We start from the raw sequence: 18,278 nt of genomic DNA, 5'->3' as shown, positions 1-18,278 counted from the left end.
GTTGGACTATTCCTTCCGGCCGGCGAGCTGCTCTTTCAGCGCAGCCAGCTTGGCGAATGGCGAGTTCGGATCGATCGGCCGGTCGCGCTCGCGCGGCGCGCTCGAGGCGTAGGGCCGATGCGACGGGCCGCCCTCGCGCTTGTCGCGGCCGCCCTTGCCGAAATCGCGCCCGCCGCGATCACGATCGCCGCGCTCGCCCTTGCCTCCACCGAACTTGTTGTCGCGGCGACGCTCATTGTCGCGATCGCGGCCTTTGCCCTCGAAACGCTGGCCCTCGAAGCGCTCGCGGCGCTGGCCCTTGTCCTCGCGCGGCGCGCCATCGGCCGGCGCGGCGGAGGCCGGCGCAGAGCCGTCAGCGGGTGCGGCCGGACGCGGGGTACGGAAATCCTGGTGACGGCGCGGACGGCGATGCTGCTCGCGCTTCTCGCCCTCGCCGCCGCCTTCTGCGGCCTGCGCGCCCTCGGCGGGCTTGCCCTGATGGCGGCCGCGGTTGCGATCGCCGCGATGATGCGGACGGCGCTCATCGGAGCGGCCACCGGGACGCCAGACCTCGACCAGCTGCGGCTCGGCCGGCGTCTCGGCGACGGCGGGCGCGGCCTCGGCCGTTGCTCCGTCGGCGCTCGCGCTCTCCGCAGGCGCTTCGGCACCAGCCTCAGACGGCGTCTGCGGAGCGGCGGCCTCCGCCGGCGTCTCCGCAACGGCTTCGACGGCGGGTGCGGGTTCAGCGGCGGCTTCAGCAGCGGGCGCCTCAGCAGCGGGTTCCTCGGCGACGGCGGCCGGCTCCGCGGCAACCTCTGCCACGGGCTCGGGCTTGGTCTCGATGACCACAGGCGTCGCTTCGCTGGAAACCACCTCGGCAAAGCCGACATCGGGCAGCAGCGCGGCCGACGGCGCGGGATCGCCGGACACCAGCTGATCTGTGGCCGCCTCCGGCGCATCGGCCGTGGCACCGGCATCGGCAGGCGCCTCGACGGCGGCATCGACCGGCGCGTCCACGGCGACGTCGGACGTCGGCTCGACCGGCGGCGTCTCGGCGACGGCCTCCGTGGTCGCGGCGACGGGCTCCGTTGTCTCAGCGGGCGCCACCTCGGCGGGCTTTTGCGGCAACGGCGGACGGCGGTCCATGCGGTAGCCGAGCGCGCGCAGGATCGAGGCAAAATCCTCGCCGGCGGAGCCGGTCAGCGAGGTCATCGCCTGCGTGACGACAAAGCCGCGGCCATCGAACGCCCCGGCGGGCTTCACGCCCGGCGAGGTCTCGCGCCAGGCCAGCGCGGGACGGATCAGATCGGCGAGCCGCTCCAGGATGTCGACGCGCACCGCCCGCTCGCCGCACTGGCGATAGCCGAGCACGCGATAGCCATCGCGCGGCAGAGCCTTGTCGACCGGGAACGAGGTGCGGCCGCTCGACGCCAGATGCTGCACGTTCGACAGCGCAGCCATGTCGGCATTGCTCTGCTTCTCGGCCCACAGCAGCGAGGCCAGCGAGCGCGCCGCGGGCTTCAACAGCTGCGGGAAATAGATGTGATAGGCGCCGAACCGCACGCCGTACTTGCGTAACGCTGCACGGGAAGGCTGGTCGAGATCCTTCATCTCGGCCGCGATCTTGCTGCGCTCGAGCACGCCGAGCGCCTCGACGAGCTGGAAGGCGATGCCGCGGGCGATGCCCTGGATATCCTCGGCCTTGGACAGTTCGAACAGCGGTCCGAGCAGCTTTTCGATATGCGTCTTGAGCCAGAGATCGAGCCGGGTCTGCACGGCCTCGCGCGAGGCGCCGGTCAGCCGCTCGTCGGAGATGATGCGCAACCGCGGATGCAGCGCGTCCTCGGCGGCCACCAGCTTGGCCACCGCATCGCCGGTCCAGCGGATGGTGCCGTCGGAGGTCAGCACGAACTGCTCGTCGGGCGCGGCGCCCAGCTTCTCGGCGCGCGCATCGATTTCGCGCGCCAACACCTGCTGGGCGGCGGCTTGCAGCGCCTTGGCGTCGCTGCCGGCCTCGGCTGCATCAGGTGCAAAGGTGAAACCATCGAGCCGGCCGATCGCATGGCCTTCCACGATCACTTCACCGGTCTTGCCAATTTCCGTATTCAAAACTGAGTTCTCCCGCAGGCGGCGCATCAATACACTGGTCCGCCTGTCAACGAAACGCTCCGTGAGCCGTTCATGCAGCGCATCGGATAATTTATTTTCGAGCTCGCGCGTGATCCCCTGCCAATGCTCCGGGTCGTAGAGCCAGTCCGGCCGGTTGGCAACGAAGGTCCAGGTCCGGATCTGCGCGATCCGGCCCGATAGCGTGTCGATATCGCCGTCGGTCCGGTTGGCCTGGTCGACCTGGGCGGCAAACCATGCATCTGGGATACGCCCCTTTTGCATCAGGAAGCCATACAGCGTGGTCACGAGTTCGGCATGGGCGGCCGGCGACAGCTTTCGGTAGTCCGGAACCTGGCAGGCCTCCCACAGCCGCTCCACCGCGGCCGCACCATGCGCGAATTCGCGCACTTCGGCGTCGCGCGCGACGTGATCGAGCACGCGCAGATCCTCGGCCGCCGGGGCCCGCGTCAGTGCCTCATGATTAGGCGACAATGCCAGCGACACCTGCAGCGCGCCGAGCGAGGAGAAATCGAGCCTGGCGTTGCGCCATTGCAGCATCTTGACGCTGTCGAAGGTGTGGTTCTGCAGCGCGTTGACGAGCTCCGGCTCGAACGGCGCGCAGCGGCCGGTGGTGCCAAAGGTGCCGTTGCGCGTGGCGCGCCCGGCGCGGCCCGCGATCTGGGCGAATTCGGCCGGCGTCAGCCGGCGGAACTGGTAGCCGTCATACTTGCGGTCGGAGGCGAAGGCGACGTGATCGACGTCGAGATTGAGCCCCATGCCGACCGCGTCGGTGGCGACGAGATAATCGACGTCGCCGTTCTGGAACATCGCGACCTGCGCATTGCGCGTGCGGGGCGAGAGCGAGCCCAGCACCACCGCCGCGCCGCCATGCTGGCGGCGGATCAGTTCGGCGATCGCATAGACCTCATCGGCCGAGAACGCGACGATCGCCGTGCGCCGCGGCTGCCGCGTGATCTTGCGGTCGCCGGCGAATTCGAGCTGCGACAGCCGTGGCCGCGTGACGATCGAGGCGCCCGGCAACAGCCGCTCGATGATCGGCCGCATCGTCGCGGCGCCCAGCAGCAGCGTCTCGTCGCGGCCGCGGCGGTTGAGGATGCGATCGGTGAAGACATGGCCACGCTCGAGATCGGCGGCGATCTGGATCTCGTCGACGGCGAGAAAGGACACATCGAGATCGCGCGGCATTGCCTCGACGGTCGAGACCCAGAAGCGCGGCGACTTCGGCTTGATCTTCTCCTCGCCGGTGATCAGCGCGACGTTGTCGACGCCGGCGCGGTCCGCGATCTTGTTGTAGACCTCGCGCGCCAACAGCCGCAGCGGCAGCCCGATCAGGCCGGACGAATGCGCCAGCATGCGCTCGATGGCGAGATGCGTCTTGCCGGTATTGGTCGGCCCGAGCACCGCGGTGACGCCTGAGCCGGGCGCGCGGTCATTTCCGAACGAGGATGAGAAAGCCATATTTTGCAGGTGTTTCTTGTTGCGGCGTGTCGCGCGGATGCGCGCCTAGAATGTCACCTCGCGCCGCCTGTTGCGGGGAGAGGTCGCCGCGCGCTTGCGCGGCGGGTGAGGGGGACCATCCACATACTGCGCTCGTGGCGAGAGCCCCTCACCCCGACCCTCTCAGCGTGAGCTTTGCTCGTCGCGCCCCCGCAAGAGCGGGGCGAGGGAGAACATGCAGCGCACTCTTCCAATGTCGTCACTCCGGCGCGATCCAACAATGCAGCATCGGATTCCCGCGTCCTTTCACAAGATCTGTCTCACAATGCGACGCTTTCTGCGCCCGGCTTAAGCTTCGGAACGAGTCCGGAACGAATCGCGCCCGAATCGGTGACTCCATTCCAGACCTGAAACGTTCACCGCAACATCTCGGGTGGACCTGATAGCGGCGGCACTAGATCAAGTTTGAGAGGGCTCCACAAGCCACTGTGATGCGGACTGAATTCCTTAAGTTCCGGAGAACCGCGAGTCGAATCAGAAGCAGGCAAGAGTCAACTGGATTCCGGTGGCGTTCGTTGCATTCCTCGCGCCCCCATACTTGTCATGCCCGGGCCTGACCCGGGCATCCATCACCAAAAGACCTCTCTCGAAACGATGGATTTGCCGGGTCGAGCCGGCAATGACGAGGTTGCGTTGATTGCCGTTACTGCGTCTTCGCCACGCGCGGCGGCGCGGCGGTGGTGACGAATGACGTCGCTTCCAGCATGGCCTGGCCGAGCGGGGTCGGGATCGTCATGCGGAACGGCACCAGGAGGCGGGTGCCCGCGATCGGCACGAAGGCGATCTCGATGTTGCGCTGGGCGGCAAGATATTTGATGACCGGGCGATCCGGGATGTAGCCCGCGATCGGCACGAAATACAGCGCACAGACCAGCGCCGGGCCGTGATAGCCGCGCTCGGCCTTGACGATCTCGACCCGCTTGAAATCGAGCTTGAGGTCGTAGCGCATGCGGCCGTCGAACACGCCGGCGCCGGTACGGCAGACATCCGGGCTCATCAATTCGGCATTGCCGGGCGCGCGCAGGAACGAGCCGGTCATCGGATCGAACACGTTCTTCTTCTGCGCGTCCGACACCGGCAGGCGGTCGGCATCGACCGGCGGCTCCGGCTCGATCGTGGATTCCTTGATGCCGCCATTGGCCAGCACCATCCGGATCGTCTCCGACTTCTTCGAGGTCCTGGTGGTCGCGGTGTAGGAGGTGGCCGCCAGTGTGCCGTTGACGACGCGGCCCTGCGAGGCGCCCGAGCCGCTGCCGCCGGAAAACGCCTTCAGGAGGCCTGCGGTGCCGCCCTGGGCCGAGGCCGAGAAGCTGTCGTCGCCGATCTCGATGGTCCAGCTGCCCTTGCCGACCGGGATACCGGCCAAGGTCGCCTCATACTGGGCGTCGAGCCGCCCCTGGGCGCTGGCGCGCTCGGCGCAAAACAGCAGCAAGGCACCGGCGCACAGGCCGATCAGCCGGCCGAGCGGGGGCAAAAGGGCAATCGTGGTGGTCACTTACGTACCTGACGGTCCTGTTATCGGCGCTCTGTTCGTCGTCCGCTTGGTTTTGAGCATGACCTTTTCGGAAAACCGCTAAGCACTTTTCCGGATCATGCTCCAGGCATTCAATTTCGGCCGGACAACACGCGCATCTTGTATGGAACCAAGAATTGCAGCCGAATACGCCCTTTATATGGTTGCCATATCCGCCGTTAAGTGGCTGGAACGGCTTATGAACCGCCATTTCCGGTGTCCCTCATGCGCCGATATAATCTTGACGCTTGGGCGATCTCACCCTATACACCCGCGGTTCCTGGAAAATGGACGCGAATTCAAAACCCCCGCGCGGGCCGTGTGATTGCACGCCCGACGAGAGGCGGGGATGCAATAAGGATTTTTGCAAGATGTCCCGGCGCTGCGAACTGACGGCCAAGGGCCCCCAGACGGGCCACAAGGTGAGCCACTCCAACATCAAGACCAAGCGGCGCTTCCTGCCGAACCTGGCCAACGTGACCTTCATCTCGGATGCGCTCGGCCGCAACGTGCGCCTGCGCGTCTCGACCAACGCGCTGAAGAGCGTCGACCACAATGGCGGCCTCGACGCCTACCTGATCAAGGCCAAGGCCGAGGTGCTGTCACCCCGCGCGCTGGATCTCAAGCGCGCGATCGAGAAGAAGGTCGGCAAGCCGGTGTTCGTGAAGAAGGCGAGCTGAGCTAGACCGGACGCGAAAGCGGAAAGCGCGGAGAGAGTTTTGAACGGCCGGGTCGGATGACCCGGCCGTTTTTGTTTCGCGACAATTCGACCTTCGGAGAAGTAAGCGAACCCTATGCCGCCGACAAACCACCCGCTATGATCGCAGGAACGAGAACACTCAACTGCGATACGAAAGGGGTGGCTGTTGGCAGTCAATGTCGAAGAGCTGAGGGGGATCGCGGCCCAGCGCGAACGTTACCTGGGTCAACTCAATCGCCTAAAGAAACTCAACAAACAGACATCTTGCGTGGAGGCTGTACTCGCTCACTATATCGAGGATATGCGTTTAGCGGTCGCAGAGGCGGCACGCGTTCTCAGGCCGGGAGGTAAAGCTATCTATGTCGTCGGGGAAAACACGGTCCGCGGCACGTTCATTCCCAACGCGAAGATCGTATCTGCCGTTGCAGAAAGAGCGGGCCTGATCAGCGAGACCCGGCGGTCTAGACAATTACCGGCTAACCGTCGCTACTTACCTCCTCCGTCCGCTCGAAATGGGCAAGAGTCCCTCGATGGGCGAATGCGCCGGGAAGTGATCTTGTCATTTTCTAAGCCAGGCTAAGGAAACCTTGAACTGATCGGCGTGAAACGCCGGCGTCTGGCGGGTCCAATTGTACGATCGAGCCCATTTAGGGCGGTTCCACAGTCGTGCACCAACACGCGAATTCCACCAGCAATTTCAACGCGACACACCCTGTCCAGCCTCCGCGAAGAAAATATTCCTCTTCCCATTTCCCCCAACTCACGAGTACAAGCAGCGCGTCCCGCCTCCTCTGAGAGGGGCGTATCGCGATCGTCACGGACGTTGGGTGCGGGATGCGGTGGACGCGAGAGGCGCGCGAGACGAGCGCGCCGCATCGCGGACGGCGAAATCGTGCAGGCCTGACGCCCTAGTGGCAGGTGTCCTCTCGCGAGAGGCGCGAAAGCGCTTCTGCGAAGGCGGTGACAAACAAGCCCAGTCTCGCCGGGGAGAGCACGTATAAGCCGTAAACCAACCGCGCGGGGAACGCCGGGATTGCCCGGCCGTACCTGTGGTCCTACCCCCGTGCTTTCTACCTTTGCACGGGGCCCATGGGTGCGTGCTGGCACCTGGCGTTCCCTGCGCCCTCTGCTTCACAGGCGAGGGTCAAGCTGCCGCAAAGCTCGGGCCGATCGCGCCGCGAGAATGCGCCTGCACACCCTCTCCGCTGTCTGACCGGTGAATCGATCCGACCGACGCGCGCACATGCGGCGCGCGAGAGAATTCTTCTTTGCATGATGACGCGAGGAGCAAAACAATCCACCGCGCTGCGCGAGGAGAGATGATCTGTGCCGTGCGCCTTCACCAGGCTTCCGCCTTCGCTAAAGCTTCCGCCTTCGCAAAAGGCTTCGGCGGACAAGACGGCGCGACAAGTCTCGCAAGGACGGCGTCGCGACGGTTGCGACAACTCCGCTGACAGCTGTTGCCAATGACAGCGGTGTCATTGCTTCCACAGCGCTCACGTCACGCGAATCCATGCTGATGCGTTGGGAGCGCGTGAAGAAAGCCTTAACGCGCACGCCTCGCGCAACGAAGAAAGCCTCTAAATCACGGCAAAAAGCGGCCTGTCGCAGCGCTGTTAATCACAACCTCACGCGATCAATCACGAGCGCATGAGGCGCATGCAAAACGCCACGATCTCTTCCAACTCATGGTGTGCAAACAAGCCGTCCGACACGAATGCGATTCGACGCGGCGAACGCCGCATCGTCTCGAAGACCGTGAAGGACATCACGGCCAGCACAACTGATTGTGAGGCATGTGCGCCGCACTCTTGGGAAGAAGCCTGGCCGCTCCTACATCACGTCCAAAGAACGACCCCGATAAAGGAATTGGTCAATGCAAGTTCGCGCAGCCGATACGCGCGGAAGACTGGTGCCTGCGCTCGCAACCGCCGCCGTGGCGGTGCTGGCCACGGCAGCCCTCGTCGTCCTCGAATTCCACCCGCCCCGCAACGTGGCGACCGGCGAGCCCGGCATGATCACCGCCGCCGCCGCCAACCGCGCCGGCGCCACCGTGCTGCCGACCGATCCGGTCACCACCGGCAGCGTGCGGGTCCGCTGAGGGCTCATCATCGTCGTCCCGGCCGAGTGCGCAATTGCGCACGGGAGCCGGGACCCATTACCCCGGCTGCCTATTTGGTGCGACGCTGGGGGAACATTCCGCGTAACGGCAAACATTAGTGGTAATGGGTCCCGGCCTTCGCCGGGACGACGATATACCCCGCCGCATTTTCGCATCCCTGCCCCGGCGTCTCGCCGCAAGCCTGCCTCCCTCGACCTCACGTAAGCTCTCCCTCGCGAACAATAAGAACGCCACAGGGAGGCTCACGATGAGTTGGAAGGCCATCACGGCAGCACTTGCGCTTGCGCTCGCATCACAAGCGCACGCCGCCGAAAAGAAATATGGCACAGGGGCCAGCGACACCGAGATCAAGCTCGGCCAGACCTCGCCGTTCTCCGGCGCGGCGTCGGCCTACAGCGTGATCGCGAAGACGCAGGCCGCCTATTTCAGGATGATCAACGACCGGGGCGGCGTGAACGGGCGCAAGATCAATTTGATCACGCTCGACGACGGCTACTCGCCGCCGAAGACGGTGGAGCAGACTCGCAAGCTGGTGGAGCAGGAGGAGGTCGCCGCGATCCTCAATCCGCTGGGCACGCCGACCGGGCTTGCGGTGCGCAAATATCTCAACGACAAGAAGGTGCCGCAACTGTTCGTCGGCGCCGGCGCCACGCTGTGGGGCGACCACGCGCATTATCCGTGGTCGATCGGCTTTCAGCCGTCGTACCAGGCCGAGACCGCGGTCTACGCCAAATATGTGCTGACCAACAAGCCGGACGCGAAGATCGCGCTGTTCTACCAGAACGACGACGCCGGCAAGGATTACGGCAACGGCTTCAAGAAGGGCTTGGGGCCGGACAACACCGCGAAGATGGTGGTGGCAGAGACGACCTATGAATCGACCGACCCTACGGTCGACAGCCAGATCGTGAAGCTGAAATCCTCCGGCGCCAACGTGCTGTTCATGCACGCGATCCCCAAGCAGGCGGCGCAGGCGATCAAGAAGATCGGCGAGATCGGCTGGAAGCCGGACCTGTTCTTCCTCGCGGCGACCTCGACCTCGGTGTCCTCGGTGCTGAAGCCCGCCGGCTTCGACCATTCCAGGGGCATCATCTCGTCCTACTCGCTGAAGGATCCGAACGATCCGCAGTGGAAGGACGATAAGGACGTGATCGCCTGGCAGGACTTCATGAAGACGTACTTCCCGGACGGCAATCTGCAGGACCAGCTGATCGTCTACGGCTACGTGGTGGCGGAGGCGACGGTGCAGGTGCTCAAGCAGTGCGGCGACGACCTCACCCATGAGAACATCATGAAGCAGGCCGCCAACCTCGACATCGCGCTGCCGATGTTCCTGCCCGGCATCAAGGTGAAGACCTCGCCGACCGACTATTTCCCGGTCGAAGCGATGCGGCTGCAAAAGTTCAACGGCGAGACCTGGCAGCTGTTCGGCGACACGATCGGGAATGACTGAGGGGAGTTGTTGAACGCAAACTATCCCCACCAAGATTGTCGTCCCTGCGAAAGCAGGGACCCATAACCACGAATGTCGGTGTGGTACGACGCTGGGGCCACAGCCTTCTTCAACAACGGGCTGCGGCGGTTATGGGTCCCGGCTCGCGCTTCGCTTGGCCGGGACGACGAGGAGATTAGACTCCCCGCTCCAGCAGTACCCGAAAATCCGCCCGCGCGCGCTGCGCCTCGGCGCGCGCGGCCTCCGAGGCATCGCCGAGACCAAAGTAGCCGTGAATGAGGCCCTCGCCGGAATGATAGTTCACCGGCACGCCGGCCGCCTGCAACGCGTCAGCATAGGCATGGCCCTCATCGCGCAGCGGGTCGAACCAGGCCGTGGTGACCACGGCCGGCGCGACACCGGCGAGAGACTTCGCGTGCAACGGCGAGACGCGCCAGTCGGCCCCTTGCGCCGGGTCGGCGAGATAGTGACCCGCGAACCACTGCATCGTCGCACGCGTCAGGAAGTAGCCCTCGGCATTCTCGGCGCGCGACGGGAATTTGGCATTCTCGGCGGGATCGGCGAAATTGCCTGTTGCGTCGGTGACGGGATAGACCAGCAATTGCCCGGCGAGCCTGATGCCGGCGTCGCGGCAGGCAAGCGCGGTCGTTGCGGCAAGATTGCCGCCGGCGGAATCGCCGGCGACGCCGACGCGGGAGAGATCGCCGCCGAATTCGGCGAGCCGCGCGACCACGTCGCGGACAGCAGTGAATGCATCCTCGAAGGCGCCGGGAAAGCGCGTCTCCGGCGGACGGCGGTAATCGACCGAGATCACCACCGCGCCGGTCTCGATCACGAGGTTGCGCGCCTGGCGGTCATGGGTCTCGAGATCGCCGGCGACCCAGCCGCCGCCATGGAAGAAGATCACGGTCGGCGCCGTGCCACGGCCGTTGCGATAGAGCCGCGCGGCGAGCCTGCCCGCTGCGCCCGCGACTTCGATATCATCAGCCACGCCGACCGGCGGCGGCGGCACCTCCTTGCGCGCCTCGGCCAGTGCGCGGAGCTGTTCGCGGCAGCTCTGCGGCGTCATGGTTGCGGGATCGCGCAGCGGCAGCAGCGGGATGATCTTCTCAATGACGGGATCGAGCGGAAGCGGCATGATCGTGCTTTCTCGGGAGCAGTTGCCGTCTATCTGACAACATGCTCCCGAAAAGCACAACCATCATGCAACGTGCTGCTGGAGCGACGCCGGCTCGCTCTCGGGCTCATCGCCGGCGGGCTCGGCCTGCGCCGCAGGCGCTGCGGCGAGTTCCGCTGCTATTTCCTTGGCAAGCGCGGTGGCGCCGACATAGTCGGTCTTGCCGGTGCCGAGCAGCGGCACCTTGTCGACCACGCGGATGTCGGCGGGCACCGCGAGCTCGGAGGCGCCGATGCTCTTGGCCTGGCGCTGCATCGCGGCGCGGTCGGCGTCCTTCTGCGTGGTGAGCAGCACGATGCGTTCGCCCTTGCGCGCATCGGGAATCGAGACCGCAACCGACATCGCCTGCGGCCACAGCGCTGATGCCATCGTCTCCACCGCCGACAGCGAGACCATCTCACCGGCGATCTTGGCAAAGCGCTTGGCGCGGCCCTTGATCGCGATGAAGCCCTGTGCATCGACCGTGACGATGTCGCCGGTGTCGTGCCAGCCTTCGGGCAGCGGCTCGAGCACGCCGGGATTTTCGGCACGGAGGTAGCCGAGCATCACATTCGGCCCCTTCACCGACAGACGGCCGCCTTCCTCGATGCCGGGGACCGGATCGAGCCGATATTGCATCAGCGGCGAGATCCGGCCGACGGTGCCCTGGCGGTTCGCCATCGGCGTGTTCATCGCGAGCACCGGCGCGGTCTCGGTGACGCCGTAGCCCTCAAGAATGCGGATGCCGTAGCGTTCCATGTAGATCTGCCGGGTGCGCTCCTTTACCGCCTCCGCACCGGCGATGACGAGCCGCAGCGTGCGGAAGTCATAGGCATGCGCCGAGCGGGCGTAACCGGCGAGGAAGGTGTCGGTGCCGAACAGGATGGTGGCGCCGGTCTGGTAGATCAGCTCGGGCACGATCCGGTAGTGCAGCGGCGACGGATACATGAAGATCGGAATGCCGCCGAGGAGCGGCATCATCATGCCGCCGGTCAGACCAAACGAGTGGAACACCGGCAGGACATTGAACACCTTGTCGTTGGCATTGGCATCGACCCGCGCCAGCGCCTGCGCGGCGTTGGCGAGGATGTTGCGGTGGGACAGCACGACACCCTTCGGCGTGCCTTCCGAACCCGAGGTGAACAGAATGACCGCTGGATCGTTGGCCTTGCGGGCGACGCGCGGCGCGATGCCGGCGCGGAAACCTGCGATCTTGTCGGCGAGGCCGATATCGGCCCTGACGTCCTCGAGATAGACGACGCGCGCCTGGCCTGCGATGACAGCGATCAGCTTGTCGAGCTTGCCCTTCTCGATGAAGGCCTGCGAGGTCAGCACGGTCTTCACCTGCGCCGCCTTCATCGCGGCCAGCACGTTGACCGGACCGGCCGAGAAGTTGAGCATCGCCGGCACGCGGCCGATGGTCTGCAGCGCCATGAACACGACGGCAACGCCCGCCGAGTTCGGCAACAGCACGCCGACATTCTCGGCCACGGAGGTGCCCTGCTCGAGCTTGCGGCTCAACACCTGCGCACCGAGGATCAGCTTGCGATAGGTCAGCTTGGTGCCGAGCGCATCCTCGATAACAGGCTTGCCGGTGTCGCGGTCGCGATAGGCGTGGCCGAGGCCCTCGAACAGCGTCTGGTCGAGCATCGCGTTCTGGACCATGGCGTCGATCATGACGTCCTGCAGCGCGGCGCCGGCGGCATTGCGGCGCGTCTTGCCCTTGAGCGACTGGTCGACCGGCAGCTTCACCGGCGGCAGGATCGAGATCGTCACCTTGGGAAACCAGGAGCGCTTGATCTCGCCGTTCTTGAGATAGCTGAGATGCGAGCGCTGCGCACCCTCGATGCGGACTGGAACGACGACCGCGTCGGCTTTGTCGGCGATCATCGCGGTGCCGTCATAGACCTTCATCAGCGAACCGGAGACCGTGATGCGGCCCTCGGGGAAGATCACGACCGGCTCACCGGCGGCGACCAGCTTGATCAGGTCGCGCGCCGCCAGCGGCTTGGTCGGATCCATCGTGTAGTGCTTGATCATCTTCAGGAACGGCTTGGCCCACCACGCCTTGGCGATACCGGTGTCGACGGCGAAGCTCGCATCGATCGGCAGCGTGGCATGCAGCAGCGGGCCGTCGACCAGGCTGACATGGTTCGGCGCGATCAGCATGCGCGTGCCTGTTGGCGGCAGGTTCTCCATGCCGCGCACCTCGACGCGGAACAGCGCACGGAACAGCAGCGCGCCGAAATCGCGCACGCCTTCCTTGCCCCACTTGCTCAGCACGAACCAGACCGTGCCGAAGCTTGCGATGGCAAGGCCGAAGAAGATCCAGGCGATCGGCAGGCCGATATATTGCAGCGCGCCGACGAACACCGCGCCGGCGACCATGAAGCCTGCCTGCAGGATATTGCCGGCGGCGATGATGCGGGCGCGCTCGGACGGCGCGGTCCAGGCCTGCACGGCTGCAAACGACGGCACCACGAACAGGCCGCCGCCGAACGCGAACAGGAAGAAATCAGCCAGCATGCGGAAGCCACCAAACGAAGCCGCGAACGCGGCCGCGGTGACGTCCTTGCCGAGCGAGGTGGTGGCGATCGCCCAGGCGAGGTCGAGCCCGATCAGGCCCATCACGATGGCGCCGATCGGCACCAGCGCGAGGTTGGGGCGAACGTGGCTCAGCTGTGCGGCGAACAGCGAGCCGGCGGCAATGCCGATGGCGAATACGGCGAGGCACAGCGTGACCACGCCCTCGGTGCCGCCGACGCCTTCCTTGATCAGCGCGGGCAGCAGCGACAGCACGATCGCGCCCACCATCCAGAACCAGGACACGATCACCATGCCGTCCCACAGCCGCTGCTCGGCATAAAGCGACTTCAAGAGGCGCACCGTCGAGGTCCATGGATTTTTGGTGATCGGCAGATCGGGCGCGGAGGGCTGCGTCACGGGGATGCGCGATGCAAACGCCCATGACAACACGGACAGGCCGACCACGGCGGCACAGATCCAGCCCATATGGCTGGCGCCGGCGACGAACAGGCCGCCCGCGATGGTGCCGATCAGGATCGCCATGAAGGTTGCGCCCTCGACCAGCGCGTTGCCGGTCGCCAGTTCAGAAACCGACAGCTGGTCGGGCAGAACAGCATATTTCACCGGGCCGAACAGCGCGGCGACAATGCCGAACAGCGCCAGCGCGATGAACAGCAGCGGAATCGAATGGGTGAAGAAGCCGGCTGCGGCAAACGCCGCGGCGAAGATCTCGAAGAACTTCAGCCGGCGGGCGACGATGGACTTGGTGTAGCGGTCGGCGAGCTCGCCGCCGAGCGCCGACAGCACGAAGAATGGGAAGATGAACACCGCGCCGGCGAGCTGGACCAGCGCCGGCCCCTGCTCGTTGGCGACACCGTAGAGCAGCATGATGACCAGTGCATTCTTCAGCACGTTGTCGTTCAGTGCCGAGCAGAACTGCGACCAGAACAACGGCGCGAAGCGGCGGGACGTCATCAATTCCTTGATCATGACCGGTTCCTTGGGTTAGCGCGCGCGGCGCTGGCAGGTCTGCGAGTTCGGGTGGCTGAGAATGGTGGGCGTGGTGAAAATGACGGAGATGCCGCAGCCTTTAGTCTTTTCCGCAACGTATCGGTTCGAACCGGCGCAGATCGGCGGCGCCGGGCGCCGCGACAATGCCCGGCAGAAATGTACGAGATCTTATCCAGGGTTGTGGTCGATCGACATCGAAACGGGCTCGCGAGGGACATGGTGAGTGCATCGTTGAGGTTTCGGCGACAATTGCGGCCTGCCCGCTTCAGGTCAGTTCGCTCAACCCGCCGAATGGCGACCATCGGCAGTTGCGTGACTTGCACCGGCCACCGCTGGCGGCCGCCTGGCGCGGCGCACGCCGCTGCTCCAGGACACCTGCGACATCGCAGGCACGGGCGATCCGCTCGATTGGCGCAGTCGCCAGATCGAGGATGGCGCGGCCGAAGCCCTTCACGAGCTCGATCGCGTCATCGACAAGGGTGGTGGTCAATTGAAGTGCTAGGGTCTGCATGTGAGTGGCCTCCTACGCCAACTTGAGCAACGCTCAAATTAGTAATATGAAAATGAACATTGTTCAAGAAGAATCGCGACGCGATCGAAAAAAACTTCAGCGGCGCGCTTTGCTGATCGACATTTCGCGCCGATTTGTTGCCGATAAAGGCTTGAGATCATTGAAAGTTCGGGATGTCGCCGAGGCCGCCGGCTGCTCCATCGGCAGCATCTATAATGAGTTCGGCGACTTCGACGGCCTGATCCTGACTGTGAACCGGGAGATCGTTCAGGCTCTGACCACACGGCTCAAGGCTGTCCCAGTCGACGATCCCCTGCGCCAGCTTCACGGGCTCGCCGACACCTATCTCGGCTTCGCAACCGAGCATGCCAATCTGCTGCGCTCGCTGTTCGAGCACCGGATGGAAGACGACCGGCCGTTTCCGGAAGATATCCTCGCGATGGTGATGAATGCATTTGCGCTGATGCATGCGCCGCTGGTGCGGCTGTTGCCCGATCGCGATCCCAACGATGTCGCGCTGCTGTCGCGGATGATGTTCTCGGCGGTCCACGGCATCATCTCGCTGGGCCTCGAGGAGCGCATGGTCGCGGTGCCGCCGGAGAAGCTGCGCGAGCGGCTCGCGCAGTTCGTCGACACGCATCTGGCAGGGCTTGGCGTATCGCAGAGCAAATAGCTACGCGCGCGCCCGCGCGATCGTGCCGGCGACGATCTGCATGGCGACGCCGAGCACCCAGCCTGCCATGATGGCCGCGGTCCAGCCGATGTCCGGCTCGCTCCGCAGCACGACGACGCCCACCGAGAAGAACGCAACCATGGTCGCGAGGAAGGTGCCGATCGCGCCGAGCAGCTCCGCCGCGTCGATCTTGCGCGTCGAGGTCCCGTCCTTCGGATGGAAGAGCTTGGGCGGCGTATCGATGCCGAGATAGAATCCGATCGCGCCGCCCAGCATCATGATCAGCAGGAACGCCTGCGACGTCAGCGCCGACACGCTCGAGCCGACATGGATGGCGACGAACAGACCGCTTGCAGCTCCCGCCAGGGCCAGGCCGAAGCGCTCCAGCACATGGGCAAATTTTCTGACGTGGCTGCGCATCGCTGTGCCTCATCAATGAATTGCACCGCAGGTCAGGCTAGGCCTTTTCGCAGCACCGCGGAAGTCGTCTCGTCTCACATGGCCGCGACCACGTGACGCTTTTGTGCGCCAGTTCACATCTGTCGTGGCACAGAATGACTAAATATCGATCCAAGGTAGCAATCGAATCCGCTACTACTACACTGCGCGATCCGCTTCATTCATTTCAGCGAGCGTCTTTCAATGCCGAGCCCCAAGATCATTATCCTGTCCGACGGCACCGGCAACGCCGCCTCCAGCGTCTGGCGCACCAATGTCTGGCGGATATTTCAGTCGCTCGATTTGCAGGGCAACACGCAGGCCGCCAAGTATGATGACGGCGTCGGCACGTCGTCCTTCGTCCCGCTTGCGCTTCTTGGCGGCGCCTTCGGCTATGGCCTGAAGCGCAATATCCTCGACGCCTACAAGTTCATCTGCCGGAATTACGACCATCAGAGCGATTCAAAGATCTACCTGTTCGGATTCAGCCGCGGCGCATTCACCGTGCGCACGCTCGCCGCGCTCATCCTCGATCAGGGATTGATCGTCGCGGACACCGAAGCCGAACTGCACGACGGCGCGGTGAAGGCCTATCGCGCCTACCGGGCCGCGGGCTATCACTCGATCTGGCGTATCGAGGTGCTGTTCCGCGCGCTGCGCGACTACATCCTCGTGCCGGTGCTCGATCGCCTTCAGGGCAACAAGCCCTATGCCGGGATCACCAGGAAGCCGGTGCCATCAATCGAATTCATCGGCATCTGGGATACCGTCGCGGCCTATGGCCTGCCGATCGACGAGATGACACGCGGCATCAGCAGTTGGGTGTGGCCGCTCGAGCTGCCGAACCGGATTCTCAGCCCGCGGGTCAATTGCGCACGGCATGCGCTGGCGCTCGACGACGAGCGCACGACCTTCCATCCGGTGCTTTGGACCGAGCAGGAGCCGGGACAGCCCGCACCAGCCGTGCCGACCACCATCGATGGCGAGCGACTCGTCCAAGTGTGGTTCGTCGGCATGCATGCCAATGTCGGCGGCGGCTATCCGGACGATGCCGTCGCGTTCGTGCCGCTGACCTGGCTGGTTGACGAAGCCGTCAAGCGCGGCCTCGTGTTCAAGAGCGCGCCGATTGCCGACCCTGATGCGATCAAGGCGATCAAGTCCTCGGAGGACAAGGATGGCCGCCTCTACGATTCGCGGGCAGGCCTGGGCTCGTACTATCGATACGGTCCCCGCAAGGTTGCCGACCTCTGCAACGATCCCTATGCCGGCGTCAGCGTGCCGATGCCGAAGATCCACGAGAGCGTGTTCGAGCGGATCGATAGCGGCGCCAATGCCTATGCGCCGATCGGGCTCCCGCCGAACTACGTCATTGTCTCCAGAAGCGGCCGGATTACGCCGCTGGACGCGACGACATTCGAGACGCCGGCTGGCGCACCAATACGTTATGCCGCGCAGGAGAAGCTGTGGAATTTCGTCTGGATGCGGCGGATCGCCTACTTCGCCACGCTGGCGGCGTCGCTTCATTTGGCCGCGTTCTGGCTATTCCACAACCAGCACAAGGAGCACGAGTTCAGCTCCCATGTCAGGATGATTTCGGAATTGGTGCGCTTCGTTCAATCGTTTCTTCCCGATTCGTTTCATTGGTGGACCGACTGGTATGCCGGCAACCCGGAATGGTTTGCCGGCGGCATCATTGCCGTTGCCGCGCTGATGGCCGTCGGTAGTTCGCTCAGCGCAACGATCCGCGACAGGATGCGGATCATCTGGCGTGACCGCGCCAAGCCGAGGCCACTGTCCGGGTTCGTGCACAATGCGATCTATCGATTCCGCACCAGCGCGATCTATCAATGGATCCTCAATGTCGAAAAGCGGCATGTCGTTCCGTTCCTGCTCACAGCCTTGCTGGTCTGGTTCGGCGCGACGCTGCTGAGCCATTTGCTGTTCAACGCCGCCGACTCGATGGGTGCCTTCTGCAACGGGACCGCGGCCGACAAGCTCGTCGCCGTCGACAAGGGCATCCCGCAGGATGCGACCGACTTCGATACTAGCGCGATCTGTGCGCCGACCGGCCTCGAGGTCCGCACCGGATTCAAGTACGAGATCGCGATCACGATGTCGGAGCCATGGGAGGACGCAGGACGCGCCGTGACGCCGATCGGATACCGGACCTCGACCATCGAGGGCGGAAAGCGCTGGCGCGGATACGCCACGATCTTCCTGCGACGGATCCTGTTCCGGCCTTGGTTCCGGCTGATCGCCAGGGTCGGCGAAACCGGCGTCGACGAGTATTTCCTCGACCCGTTGCCGGCGCCGGACACCGACCCGCAGGTCTACAAGGCGAGGTTCACCGCCGATCGCAGCGGCGAGATCTTCCTCTACGTCAACCAGGCGGTGATCGGCCTCCCCTGGGTCTACAAATGGTTCTACGGCGACCACAAGGGCAAGGCGAAGATTACGGTGCGGTTGCTGTAAGCAGCCGCAACCGCTCCACAGGATCGCAACCGGACTGAAGCGTGCGGCGTGGTCCATCTGTGATCCAGCCGATAGTTTGGGTTGTAGACCAGCTGAT

The 18,278-nt window shown here is 64.7% G+C and carries 11 protein-coding genes; 5 read left to right on the top strand and 6 right to left on the bottom strand.

Annotated elements, in window-relative coordinates:
* Window positions 1-6 precede the first annotated feature (6 nt).
* Entirely contained in the window at window positions 7-3,567 is a 3,561-nt protein-coding gene (locus tag ABIB78_RS10010) for a helicase-related protein (protein WP_429024080.1), read from the bottom strand.
* A gap of 682 nt (window positions 3,568-4,249) precedes the next feature.
* The gene (locus ABIB78_RS10005; protein ID WP_429024488.1) at window positions 4,250-5,080 is read right to left on the bottom strand and encodes a DUF3108 domain-containing protein; all 831 of its coding nucleotides are present in this window, start codon (window positions 5,078-5,080) and stop codon (window positions 4,250-4,252) included.
* 410 nt (window positions 5,081-5,490) lie between these two features.
* Here ABIB78_RS10005 and rpmB point away from each other — a divergent pair, with 410 nt between their 5' ends.
* The 3 genes from rpmB to ABIB78_RS09990 all read left to right on the top strand — a co-directional run bounded on the left by rpmB (window position 5,491) and on the right by ABIB78_RS09990 (window position 9,394).
* The gene (rpmB, locus tag ABIB78_RS10000; protein ID WP_092120029.1) at window positions 5,491-5,799 is read left to right on the top strand and encodes a 50S ribosomal protein L28; all 309 of its coding nucleotides are present in this window, start codon (window positions 5,491-5,493) and stop codon (window positions 5,797-5,799) included.
* A 1,896-nt stretch (window positions 5,800-7,695) separates the two neighbouring features.
* Complete coding sequence (locus tag ABIB78_RS09995) at window positions 7,696-7,920, top strand: hypothetical protein (RefSeq protein ID WP_429024079.1); 225 nt, start codon at window positions 7,696-7,698, stop codon at window positions 7,918-7,920.
* Between the two features lie 268 nt (window positions 7,921-8,188).
* Window positions 8,189-9,394 (top strand): ABC transporter substrate-binding protein, encoded by a 1,206-nt coding sequence (locus ABIB78_RS09990; RefSeq protein WP_429024078.1) that lies wholly within the window; start codon window positions 8,189-8,191, stop codon window positions 9,392-9,394.
* Between the two features lie 175 nt (window positions 9,395-9,569).
* Here ABIB78_RS09990 and ABIB78_RS09985 read toward each other — a convergent pair whose 3' ends face one another.
* From ABIB78_RS09985 to ABIB78_RS09975, 3 genes are all read right to left on the bottom strand, one after another.
* Window positions 9,570-10,532, bottom strand: coding sequence for an alpha/beta hydrolase (locus tag ABIB78_RS09985; protein ID WP_429024077.1), 963 nt, complete (start codon window positions 10,530-10,532; stop codon window positions 9,570-9,572).
* 63 nt (window positions 10,533-10,595) lie between these two features.
* Window positions 10,596-14,066, bottom strand: a complete 3,471-nt coding sequence (locus ABIB78_RS09980; protein WP_429024076.1) for an acyl-[ACP]--phospholipid O-acyltransferase — start codon at window positions 14,064-14,066, stop codon at window positions 10,596-10,598.
* Between the two features lie 286 nt (window positions 14,067-14,352).
* On the bottom strand, window positions 14,353-14,598 hold the full coding sequence (locus ABIB78_RS09975; RefSeq protein WP_429024075.1) for a hypothetical protein: 246 nt from the start codon (window positions 14,596-14,598) through the stop codon (window positions 14,353-14,355).
* Window positions 14,599-14,650: 52 nt separating this feature from the next.
* Between ABIB78_RS09975 and ABIB78_RS09970 the strand changes: the two genes are divergently transcribed.
* Window positions 14,651-15,271, top strand: a complete 621-nt coding sequence (locus tag ABIB78_RS09970) for a TetR/AcrR family transcriptional regulator (RefSeq protein ID WP_429024486.1) — start codon at window positions 14,651-14,653, stop codon at window positions 15,269-15,271.
* On the opposite strand, the gene ABIB78_RS09965 is transcribed toward ABIB78_RS09970, so the two are convergent.
* The gene (locus tag ABIB78_RS09965) at window positions 15,272-15,691 is read right to left on the bottom strand and encodes a hypothetical protein (RefSeq protein WP_429024074.1); all 420 of its coding nucleotides are present in this window, start codon (window positions 15,689-15,691) and stop codon (window positions 15,272-15,274) included.
* Window positions 15,692-15,913: 222 nt separating this feature from the next.
* On the opposite strand from ABIB78_RS09965, the gene ABIB78_RS09960 reads away from it, so the two are divergent.
* Window positions 15,914-18,181: a DUF2235 domain-containing protein gene (locus tag ABIB78_RS09960; protein ID WP_429024073.1), complete on the top strand. Its 2,268-nt coding sequence runs from the start codon at window positions 15,914-15,916 to the stop codon at window positions 18,179-18,181.
* Window positions 18,182-18,278: the final 97 nt, after the last annotated feature.

The sequence above is a fragment of the Bradyrhizobium sp. I1.14.4 genome (genome assembly GCF_050435825.1).
GTDB lineage: Bacteria > Pseudomonadota > Alphaproteobacteria > Rhizobiales > Xanthobacteraceae > Bradyrhizobium.
This window is presented reverse-complemented; position numbering and strand designations above follow the sequence as displayed.

Coding starts and splice junctions, on each gene's coding strand:
- ABIB78_RS10010 (WP_429024080.1), bottom strand. CDS start 3,567: ATGGCTTTCTCATCCTCGTTCGGAAATGACCGCGCGCCCGGCTCAGGC.
- rpmB (WP_092120029.1), top strand. CDS start 5,491: ATGTCCCGGCGCTGCGAACTGACGGCCAAGGGCCCCCAGACGGGCCAC.
- ABIB78_RS09995 (WP_429024079.1), top strand. CDS start 7,696: ATGCAAGTTCGCGCAGCCGATACGCGCGGAAGACTGGTGCCTGCGCTC.
- ABIB78_RS09990 (WP_429024078.1), top strand. CDS start 8,189: ATGAGTTGGAAGGCCATCACGGCAGCACTTGCGCTTGCGCTCGCATCA.
- ABIB78_RS09985 (WP_429024077.1), bottom strand. CDS start 10,532: ATGCCGCTTCCGCTCGATCCCGTCATTGAGAAGATCATCCCGCTGCTG.
- ABIB78_RS09980 (WP_429024076.1), bottom strand. CDS start 14,066: ATGATCAAGGAATTGATGACGTCCCGCCGCTTCGCGCCGTTGTTCTGG.
- ABIB78_RS09975 (WP_429024075.1), bottom strand. CDS start 14,598: ATGCAGACCCTAGCACTTCAATTGACCACCACCCTTGTCGATGACGCG.
- ABIB78_RS09970 (WP_429024486.1), top strand. CDS start 14,651: ATGAACATTGTTCAAGAAGAATCGCGACGCGATCGAAAAAAACTTCAG.
- ABIB78_RS09965 (WP_429024074.1), bottom strand. CDS start 15,691: ATGCGCAGCCACGTCAGAAAATTTGCCCATGTGCTGGAGCGCTTCGGC.
- ABIB78_RS09960 (WP_429024073.1), top strand. CDS start 15,914: ATGCCGAGCCCCAAGATCATTATCCTGTCCGACGGCACCGGCAACGCC.